The sequence below is a fragment of the Streptococcus sp. SM5 genome (genome assembly GCF_027497975.1).
Genome location: NZ_JAJNSC010000004.1, coordinates 206160 through 216314 on the forward strand (window position 1 = coordinate 206160; position 10155 = coordinate 216314).

The 10155-nt window shown below is 41.1% G+C and carries 10 protein-coding genes; 1 reads left to right on the plus strand and 9 read right to left on the minus strand.

Annotated elements, in window-relative coordinates:
* The 7 genes from PAN07_RS04900 to PAN07_RS04930 form a co-directional block, all read right to left on the minus strand.
* Positions 1-663: a thiamine diphosphokinase gene (locus PAN07_RS04900; RefSeq protein WP_269797317.1), complete on the minus strand. Its 663-nt coding sequence runs from the start codon at positions 661-663 to the stop codon at positions 1-3.
* Positions 626-1282 (minus strand): ribulose-phosphate 3-epimerase, encoded by a 657-nt coding sequence (rpe, locus tag PAN07_RS04905; RefSeq protein ID WP_269797318.1) that lies wholly within the window; start codon positions 1280-1282, stop codon positions 626-628. Before rpe ends, PAN07_RS04900 begins: the two co-directional genes overlap by 38 nt.
* A 10-nt stretch (positions 1283-1292) precedes the next feature.
* Positions 1293-2171, minus strand: a complete 879-nt coding sequence (rsgA, locus tag PAN07_RS04910) for a ribosome small subunit-dependent GTPase A (protein WP_269797326.1) — start codon at positions 2169-2171, stop codon at positions 1293-1295.
* A gap of 1 nt (position 2172) precedes the next feature.
* Positions 2173-3045: a 16S rRNA (adenine(1518)-N(6)/adenine(1519)-N(6))-dimethyltransferase RsmA gene (gene rsmA / locus PAN07_RS04915; protein WP_269797319.1), complete on the minus strand. Its 873-nt coding sequence runs from the start codon at positions 3043-3045 to the stop codon at positions 2173-2175.
* Between the two features lie 30 nt (positions 3046-3075).
* Positions 3076-4494 carry an SseB family protein gene (locus tag PAN07_RS04920; protein ID WP_269797320.1) on the minus strand — a complete coding sequence of 473 codons (1419 nt, stop codon included), beginning with the start codon at positions 4492-4494 and terminating at the stop codon, positions 3076-3078.
* Positions 4495-4627: 133 nt separating this feature from the next.
* Positions 4628-5191 carry a ribonuclease M5 gene (gene rnmV / locus PAN07_RS04925; protein WP_269797321.1) on the minus strand — a complete coding sequence of 188 codons (564 nt, stop codon included), beginning with the start codon at positions 5189-5191 and terminating at the stop codon, positions 4628-4630.
* Positions 5188-5964, minus strand: coding sequence for a TatD family hydrolase (locus PAN07_RS04930; RefSeq protein ID WP_269797322.1), 777 nt, complete (start codon positions 5962-5964; stop codon positions 5188-5190). The genes rnmV and PAN07_RS04930 overlap by 4 nt, the downstream gene beginning before the upstream one ends.
* A 155-nt stretch (positions 5965-6119) precedes the next feature.
* Between PAN07_RS04930 and PAN07_RS04935 the strand changes: the two genes are divergently transcribed.
* Entirely contained in the window at positions 6120-7964 is a 1845-nt protein-coding gene (locus PAN07_RS04935; protein ID WP_269797323.1) for an APC family permease, read from the plus strand.
* Positions 7965-8146: 182 nt separating this feature from the next.
* On the opposite strand, the gene rpmH is transcribed toward PAN07_RS04935, so the two are convergent.
* A complete protein-coding gene (rpmH, locus tag PAN07_RS04940; RefSeq protein WP_000831905.1) occupies positions 8147-8281 on the minus strand; it encodes a 50S ribosomal protein L34 in 135 nt (44 codons plus the stop codon).
* Positions 8282-8425: 144 nt separating this feature from the next.
* Positions 8426-9640, minus strand: coding sequence for a pyridoxal phosphate-dependent aminotransferase (locus tag PAN07_RS04945; RefSeq protein WP_269797324.1), 1215 nt, complete (start codon positions 9638-9640; stop codon positions 8426-8428).
* Positions 9641-10155: the final 515 nt, after the last annotated feature.

The window sequence follows — 10155 nt, forward strand, 5'->3', positions numbered from 1 at the left end:
CTACCTCCTATCCTTGCTATGCAGTACGACCACATAGCCATCTTGGCAAGTCACTGAAACTTCCCTATCTATATATTCGTTAGAGGCGTATACTTTCTTAAAGAAAAAATTCTCCTCTGTCAGTTCATACTTAGCACCGATAATGGTCAACTGGCTATCCCTCACAGGCATAAATGCAAGGTAATCATAGTCCGAACGTGGTTCTAGCTGACTGGTCCCTTCTGGGCAATAGCTAATCAAGTTTTGCCCATCCTCAATCTCTATTTGGCGCATATAGGGTGCCAACTTAGGATTACTAGGTAGAAAAACATTTGCCAACATATGATCGATTCGACCACCTAGGGCACCAAATATAGTCACCTGAGCCTGAGGATTTTTTTCAAAAATCGTTAAAAGTGCTAGTTCCAGATCAGTATCATCCTTCTCTGGCTGAGCTTGGACAAAGTACTGTGAACGTTCTTGAATCAACTGACGCTCTTCTACAGTCACAGAATCAAAATCCCCAACTGCAAGAGCAAGAGGAAGTTTTTCCTCCAGTACCCAAAGTGAGCCTCGATCCACACCGATAAAGCAGTCAAAATCTGTCCGATAGTGACCGCGGTCTCCGCCTGCAAAAACTGCAACTTTAGTCCAGTTGTTTTCTGAGAGCTTGCACTCGTTCATTGACATCTCCCTTAAAGACATAAGAACCTGCTACAAAGACTGTTGCACCAGCTTCTTTGGCTTGAGCAATAGTTTTATCATCAATCCCACCATCAACTTCGATTTCAAAGTTCAAGTCCTTCTCCTCACGAAGTGCCACTAACTCACGAATCTTATCCATAGTTTCAGGTAGGAAAGCTTGTCCGCCAAATCCAGGGTTAACCGTCATCACTAAGACTTGGTCAACTAGGTGAAGCACGTGCTTAATGGCTTCAACAGGAGTACCTGGGTTAATGACAATCGAAGGTTTAACACCGAGAGAACGAATCTTTTGAAGAGCCCCGTGGATATGAGGTGTTGCTTCCACATGGATGCTGATGATATCTGCTCCTGCACGCGCAAAGTCTTCTAGATGATGTTCAGGATTTGATACCATTAAGTGGCAGTCAAAGACCATCTTGCTATGAGGACGAAGAGCCTCGACTACACCTGCACCAAAGCTGATCTGAGGTACAAAGTGACCATCCATGATATCGATATGGGCGTATTCTGCCCCAGTTGCTTCTAGGCGTTTTATTTCACGTTCAAAGTTGGCATAATCTGCTGCCAGAATTGACGGAGCAATCTTGTATTGAGACATAGGTTTCTCCTTATTTTGGAATTTTTTTGCTGACTTTTTTATAGGTTTCTCTACGATTTTCAATCTCACTGAGGAATTGTAGGTAGTTATCAAAACGGAAGGTGGCAATGATGCCCTCTTCTACTGCAGGTTTAACCGCGCAAGAAGGTTCGTGGGTATGCGTACAAGTACGGAACTTGCAGTCTCGACTGACACTAGCAATTTCTGGAAAGGCTTGATTCAGGTCTTCTGCTGTTGTCACTTCGTAATCCAGCGATGAAAAACCTGGTGTGTCTGCGATTTTCCCACCATTGAGATTGTAAAAACTAACCGCTCGAGTAGTATGGCGACCACGGCCTAGACTATCAGAGATCTCTCCTGTTTCTAGATTAAGATCAGGTGCGATTTTATTGAGGAGGGTTGACTTCCCAACACCTGTCTGCCCCATGAAGACCGTAACTTTATCTGTCAACAAGGGTAAAAGTTCCTCTTTACTCGTCACAAAATCGTAACCAATAGCACCATAGGTTTTCTCGTAAAAATCCAGCTCTTCGCTATCCTCTAGTAAGTCCATTTTGGAAATATAGACGATAGGATGAATGCCCTTATGCTCTAAAAGAACCAAGAACCGATCCAATAAGTTGCTATTAAAGTCAGGCTCTTTGGCCGACATGATCACCACAGCTTGGTCAATATTGACAATGGGTGGGCGAACCAGACTATTTTTTCGTTCGTGAATCTTGAGGATATAACCTTCGGAATTTTCCTCCGCAGAAAAATCTACCCAATCTCCAACATATGGCGTATGGCCTTTTTTACGAAAATTCCCACGCGCGCGTGTTTGATAAACCTTGCTATCACTCTCCACATAGTAGAAACCCGCCAAGGCTTTAATGATTTGTCCCTGCATCTTAGAGCCCTTGTCCTTTAAGCGCATCTGCTAGACTGGCAAATTCTTCTAAACCAAGAGCTTCACCACGTACACTTGGTGACAAGCCGGCTTGCTCCAAAGCCTTGGTCAGCTTATCCTTGATCTCCTCAGTCTTCCCAAAGTAACCTGTCAAGTTGTTCCACAAGGTCTTGCGACGATGAGTAAAACTAGCCTTGGAAACTTTAAAGAAGAATTTCTCGTCTTCCACTGCTACAGCCGGTTCTGGGCGACGTACCATTTTCAGGATAGCTGAGTCCACATTTGGTGCTGGCACAAAGACTGTACGAGGTACGATAAAAGCAACCTTAGCTGTCATGTAATACTGAACTGCAATGGACAAGCTACCATATGCCTTGGTATTTGGTTGAGCAGAGATACGATCTGCCACTTCTTTTTGCATCATGACCACAAACTCACTAAAAGGAATGCCACTTTCAATCAAGTGCATGAGAATAGGCGTCGTGATATAGTAAGGCAAGTTGGCTACCACCTTGATTGGTAAGTCAGGATTTTTGAAATTCTGGATATGTTGTGCCAAGTCAACTTTTAGTATATCCTCGTTGACTACGGTCACATTGTCAAAATCACGCAGAGTATCTGCCAGGATTGGTACCAAGCGGTGGTCAATCTCAAATGCCATGACTTGAGCTGCACGCTCAGCTAAAAACTCAGTCAAGGCACCAATTCCTGGCCCAATCTCGATGACATTGACTTGGTCATCAATTTCAGCCGTATCCACAATTTTTTGAAGGATATTGGTATCGGTCAAGAAATTTTGTCCGAAGGACTTTTTAAAGGTAAAACCGTGACGCTCCAGCACTGCCTTGGTCACGCTATAATCTGCAATTCTCATTTATTCTCTTTTCTAATATTAAAGAACTTTCTAATCTTGAGTTCTTCCTTCTTGTCCCTCACTAAGCTTTTGCATGTCTCTAAAAGCTGTTAGGCTAACATAGGCACCCGCTTCATAATACTCAGTTGGGTTAATGGCATAATCAAAAACTTCAATCATGCCTCCCGCTTCTTCAATCATGCCATTCCATTTTTCATCGAAAACCATTCGTAGACGTTTCCAATCAGTAAATACTGGGACGGAATTTCGTCCATCTTTTCCCTCTCTAACGGGAATATTAAAGTTAGCGTCTTTTTCCAAAACAAAGGAATTTCCTTCTGAATTATCCTCTGGGAATCCTGATGTTGCATCTAATGGAAGCAAGAATTTTGCTTTAGGCATAGCCATAGAGAAGAACTTGTAGTAAAGCCCATAAACTAGTTCTTGCTCTTCTGTAGTCGGTTGATCCATCTGCCCCATCAAGAGCATCCATCTTACTAGATCAGGATTCATGACAGGCACTTGTATTTCTGGCAAATCAGAAAAATCTGGTTTTTGGACTAAGGCTGAAGCACTGATGCTGACTTCCTTGGAATTAAAGATTGCTCCCAAGGCACCATTTAAGTAAAAGGCTGTCCCTAGGAAATTTTCAATCCCTTTTTTATCTTCCGTATTTTCAATCAATTTTACGACTGAGTTTGGTCGGCTGTCAATGGTTTCCTTGAATTGGCGATACCAAGATGGGGTCAAAAGCATGATCATGGGATCAGTACACAGATAACCTTCCTCACCTCTGTCATAAGTAGTTGAAAAGAGGTAAGGTTCGCCTGTTTTTTCCGAATAAACAGCATAAATTGAATCTGCTACTAACAACTTATCCTTGACAATTTCTGCTAGACGTTCCAACTTACGAGTGTTGATTTGATAGCTTTCTTCACTTTCAGTTTCCTGATTTTGACGGCATTTCCATAAAAAGAGACGTAAAATCTCTACGCTGTCATCAAGGCTAGCTGCCAAATAATCCTCGTTGGTCAACTGCCCCTCTTGGATGGCTACAAAAGCACGATAAAGAGCATCTGAATAGCTAGATAATTTTTGCTCTTCATCAATGCCTGAACTAAAGAGCACACTTCCCTTTTTCAATTCATCCAAAGAAGGATTCCTATCAACTACTAGATGGGCAAGAACTTCATCAGTTAGACTATCTGCATCTTTGTTTTGACTGCTGAGTTTTTTGACTTCTACAGTACCAAGAGCCTCCATTCCTTGGTCAGGATTGCATAACTGCAACTGATCCCCAACCTTCAGAGTCCCTTCTAAACTCCCAACAATCAATAATTGATTCGTTTCCTTCATAGGAAGAAAATCTAGAACTCCCACACAAGCATTGTCTCTTGTTTCTACTGTTTCCTTATTGGATTCAGTTGTTTTTGTTGCTTCTGTCTTTTTTAAAAAATCAAAGATTCCCATAACTTTTCCTCATTATCTCCACTCAGCACAAATCCTATGGAGTCACTTTTCTAATGATTGCTACCAAGCCTGATTAAACCGTATATGATTACTTCTATTGTATCACATTCCCCTTACATTTTGGGGTAGTTTCTCAATTCTCATAAGATTTCATGGCATCTTCAACTTCAGCTAAACTGATGCCAAATAACTCTAAACGCTTGAGGAGTTGCTTACCGTTAGAATAGCCAATGCGTAGCTGTTCGCCCAGATACTCTCGGCGTTTTCGGCTATCCGCTCCGGCTAAAAAACCTAGACGAATCAAGTCACTACGGTTAATATCAAAGTCGCTTTCTGCTTCAAACTGCTCGGTGACTTGAGCCAAAGCTGTCTTCAAATCTTCGTAGCTGGCATGTTCGATTCCTAGAGAACGTCCCTTTGTCTTAGACTTAGGCACTGCTTCTTCTCGTTTGAGAAAGGCGTGTTGCACTGTCGGAATGGCCGTCATAATCATCCGACGAATCCGCTCCCCGTTAAAATCAGGATCTGTAAAAACAATCACCCCATGACGCTCATGTAAACGTTGAATTCGTTCAAGATCTTGTTCATTGATAGCCGATCCACGAGTCTCATAGGTCTCCACATCAAAATAACGTTTTAGATTTGCCGTGTCATCACGTCCTTCGACTACGATGACTTGGTAAATTTTCTCTTTCATGATTTACTTTCCAATCCAAAGATGCCTTCTGCATTGGCACTTGTCGCAGCAGCTAATTCTTCTGTTGTCATACCACGCAAGTCCGCAATAAAGTCTACTACATAGCGCGTGTAAGCTGTCTTGTTTTCACGACCACGCTTGGGTACTGGGGCTAAATAAGGTGCATCCGTTTCTACCAAAATCTTATCCAAAGGTAAATCTTTGGCTGCTTCCTGAATATCTGTCGCCTTCTTGAAGGTCACCACTCCAGAAAAAGAAATAGTCATACCAAGCTCCACGAACTTCTCTGCCCAATCCAAAGAACCTGAGAATGAGTGCATAATCCCGCCACAAGGACCAACTCCCTCGCTTTTGATAATCTCATAGGTATCTTCTAGCGCATCACGGGTGTGAACCACAAAAGGTAAATCTAGTTCCTTAGATAGCTGAATCTGACGACGGAAAACTTGTTCCTGCACTTCTTTAGGCGCTGTCATCCAATGATAGTCCAAACCAATCTCACCCAAGGCAACCACTTTTGGATGTTTTAGTTTTTCTAGCAAGTAATTCTCAACATCCTCTGTATAGGTCCCTGCCTCTGTCGGATGCCAACCAATAGTCGCATAGAGTTGATCATACTTATCTGCTAGTTCTATGGCCCGCTCAATAGTAGGCTTGTCAAAACCCACGATATTCATACGAGTTACGCCCATTTCAGCTGCTAAGGCAATTTCTTCTTCCTCGCGTCCCAAAAATTCTTCCACATTCAAGTGGGTATGAGTATCAAAAATCATTTATATTTCCTCGTTTTTTCTACCTTCTATTATACCAAAAAAAGTAGTCTCATCCTTATAGGAAAAAATATTTTGAAATCATTCATTTTTTCTTGACTGCTTATTTTCATAGCAGTATAATAACTCTTGTTGAAATTTTCAAAAAAGGAAAGAAAATGTTTACAAAACTAAAATATACCTTCATTGGTCGTCCCCTTAAATCCTTAACAGAGGGTGAAGGAGGACTTCTTGGAAAAACACAAGCACTCGCAATGCTCTCAAGCGATGCTCTATCATCTATTGCTTATGGACCCGAGCAGGTCGTCCTCGTCTTGGCTAGTCTTTCTCCCCTAGCTATTTGGTGGAGTCTCCCTATTGGCATCTTTGTCCTCTTACTATTAGCTAGCCTGACCATTTCTTATCGACAAATCATCCATGCCTACCCTCAAGGCGGGGGAGCCTATATGGTTACTCGAGAAAACCTATCACCTGAGCTAGGTTTGATTGCCGGAGGAAGCCTGCTTGTTGATTACATGCTAACAGTAGCCGTATCTGTGGCTGCAGGTGCAGATGCAATCACTGCTGCACTTCCTTCTCTCCATCCTTACAACCTCTACATCTCCATTTTTCTAGTATGTTTGCTCATGCTTTTAAATCTACGAGGACTAAAGGAATCCGCAAGCTCTCTGATGATCCCTGTCTATCTCTTTATCTTTAGTACGGTCTTCCTCTTATTGTTTGGTATCTTCCAACTGTCGACAGGTTCTCTCAGCTATCATGCAACTTCTGCAATTGGTCAAACCGTCCCAAGCCTCTCAATTGTCCTAATTTTAAGAGCCTTCACCAGCGGTTCAGCTTCACTAACAGGGGTTGAAGCTATCTCAAATGCCGTTCCATTTTTCAAAACTCCCAAAGAGAAGAACGCTGCTCAGACACTGACCATCATGTCTCTGATTCTCGGATTTCTATTTGCAGGCATTACCTTCTTAAGCTACTGGATGGGAATTACACCTCAACACGGAGAAACAATCCTTTCACAAATGGCTAAAGGGATTTTAGGGAATTCAGCTCCCGGTCAGATTGTTTATTATCTCTTCCAATTCTCAACTGCCCTAATCCTAGCCGTTGCTGCAAATACTGGTTTTTCTGCCTTTCCAATGTTGGCTTACAATATGGCTAAGAACAAGTACATGCCCCATCTCTTTATGGAAAAGGGAGACCGCTTGGGTTATTCAAACGGTATTTTAACCTTAGCTTTTGGCGCTATAATCCTTCTGCTTATTTTCAACGGAAATACAGAACGCTTGATCCCTCTTTATACTATCGGAGTTTTCGTCCCCTTTGCACTTTCTCAAACAGGTATGATTCGCCACTGGAAAAAAGAAAAAGGCTCTCATTTCTTAAAACCTGCCTTTGCTAACATCCTCGGCGCTATCATTTGTTACGCTATCGTCCTTATTCTACTCCTCTTCAGGCTTGGAGATATCTGGCCATTCTTCCCAATTATCCTGGTCCTAACCTTCCTATTTTTGTCCATCCACAGTCATTACCAAAAAGTGGCCAAACAACTTCGACTTTATGAAGGGATTCAAAAACAAAGCTACGATGGCAATGTCGTCCTTGTCTTAGTAGGAAATGTTACTCGAGTCAGTGTTGGAGCGATTAATTACGCTCAAAGCATCGGAGATGAAGTTTTGGCCATGCACATTTCCACCAAGGAAACTGAGGAAAAAGACCAAGAAATCCTCCAAGAATTTGCCGACTACTTCCCAAATATTACTCTTAAAAACATTAATACCAACTATCGCAATATTATCACACCTACAGTTCGATATGTTCGAAAAATCTCTCAAGAAGCCAAGAAAAAGAACTACACGGTTACAGTTCTAGTACCCCAATTTATCCCTAACAAACCTTGGCAAAATATCCTCCACAATCAAATGAGCCTTAAATTAAAATATGCTCTCAGATGGCACGAAGATGTCGTCGTTGCTAGCTATTCATATCATTTGAAAGAATAAAGAAAAGCTCAAAATCAGAGAAATTATCTTCTGATCTTGAGCTTTTTCTATATGTGTTATTTCCAATATATTTTCTAAAATTTCCATTCTCGACCAATGACTTTAGAAAATTCTATCTTTTAGATAAAAGAAAAATCAGTAGGCTCGAGTTCCTACTGATTTCTTTGTTTCATTCGTTTGGATTATGCAGCCAAAACTTTGCGTCCTTTACGACGACGAGCTGCCAATACGCGACGACCGTTTTTAGTTGACATACGGTTACGGAATCCGTGTTTGCGCGCACGACGTAGTTTACTTGGTTGATAAGTACGTTTCACGATGAATACCTCCTCATAGATTTTGTATTCGTTTAGCCGGCTATAATGTGATCAGTTACTAAACATACTTTACTATTCTATCTGATTCTGATTCATTTGTCAATAGCCCCGAGCAAATGTTTCCAGCTTTTTCCCATGAAAGCCTTATCTACGATACTGTTTCAAGAAGCGGGTCATCTTTTCTTGTATTTGTGCCAATTCGTCGACACGTGGTAAATAAACAATACGGAAATGATCTGGTTCTTTCCAGTTAAATCCTCGTCCATGTACCAAGAGAATCTTTTCTTGCTTCAAGAAATCGAGCACAAACTGTTCATCATCGTCGATGCGGTACATATTGCGGTCAATTTTAGGAAAGATATAGAGACCTGCTTTAGGTTTAACTGCTGACAAACCTGGAATTTCTTGAATGGCATTATAGATGAAGTTTCTTTGCTCATAGATGCGACCACCAGGAAGAAGCAATTCATCTACCGACTGGTGACCACCTAAAGAAGTTTGAACAACCTGTTGAGCTAGAACGTTAGAACAGAGTCGCATATTAGAGAGCATGTTAAGACCTTCAATGTAGCCTTTTACATGATGTTTAGGCCCAGACAAGACCATCCAGCCTACACGAAAACCTGCGATACGGTGAGATTTTGAAAGACCATTCATGCTGACACAGAAAAGATCTGGAGCCAAACTTGCGACTGGTATATGGACAAGTCCATCCATGACCATACGATCGTAGATTTCATCCGCAAAGATAATCAAGTCATTTTGGCGAGCAATCTCGATAATATCTAGTAAAAGCTCTTTAGGGTATAAAGCCCCTGTTGGATTATTGGGATTGATTAAGACAATAGCCTTGGTATTTGAACTAATTTTTGACTTGATATCATCAAGGTCTGGATACCATTCTGCTTCTTCGTCACAGATATAGTGAACAGCATTTCCCCCAGCCAAGCTGACAGCAGCAGTCCACAATGGATAGTCAGGCATTGGCACTAGAACTTCATCACCATTATCTAGAAGTCCTTGCATGGACATAACGATTAGCTCACTGACACCATTCCCTACATAAATGTCTTCAATATCAACATTAGGAATTTTTTTCAATTGGCAATACTGCATAATAGCTTTACGAGCTGAGAAAATTCCTTTTGAATCCGAATAACCTTCACTATCACGCGCATTCATAATCAAGTCATGAATAACCTCGTCAGGAGCTGTGAAACCAAACTCTGCAGGGTTTCCTGTATTCAAACGGAGGATCTTTTCCCCATTTGCTCGCATACGCATAGCCTCTTCGAGAACTGGACCACGAATATCATACGCGACGTGCTCTAATTTGATGGATTTATTAAATTCTTTCATATGACTTCCTCTATTCATCAGGATACTTAATATTATACCACTTGATGTTAAAATCGTAAATTTCCGAGTTTCAATCTACAAAAAAACCTTGCGTAACACAAGGTAAACAGAGCAAGATCGATTCCTTTTCTTTAAATTAGGAGAAGGAAGGGTAAATATGAATCTTCAAACATAGAGACTCTACAGTTAGAGAATACATAAGAACTCCTTTGAATCGATAAGGAAGGCTTCGTAATGGATGATAGTTGCAAGAACTCAGAAATCTCTTCCTGTGCTCAGCAAAACGCAAAGAAAAAATAAGTTGACTCAACAAACAACATAAATGATGTCTGGGCTAATTCGAGCCTAATTGTAAAGAATTTTACCATATCTCTGGCTTCTTCCTTGCTCTGATATTTAACATTATACACTAAAATTTTTGCATTTTCAAATAAGCACATGTAAAAAGAACTCAAATATTGAGTTCTTTTTATCTACTATTTTGTAATTTCTGCCAACATTTTTTCGATATGTTG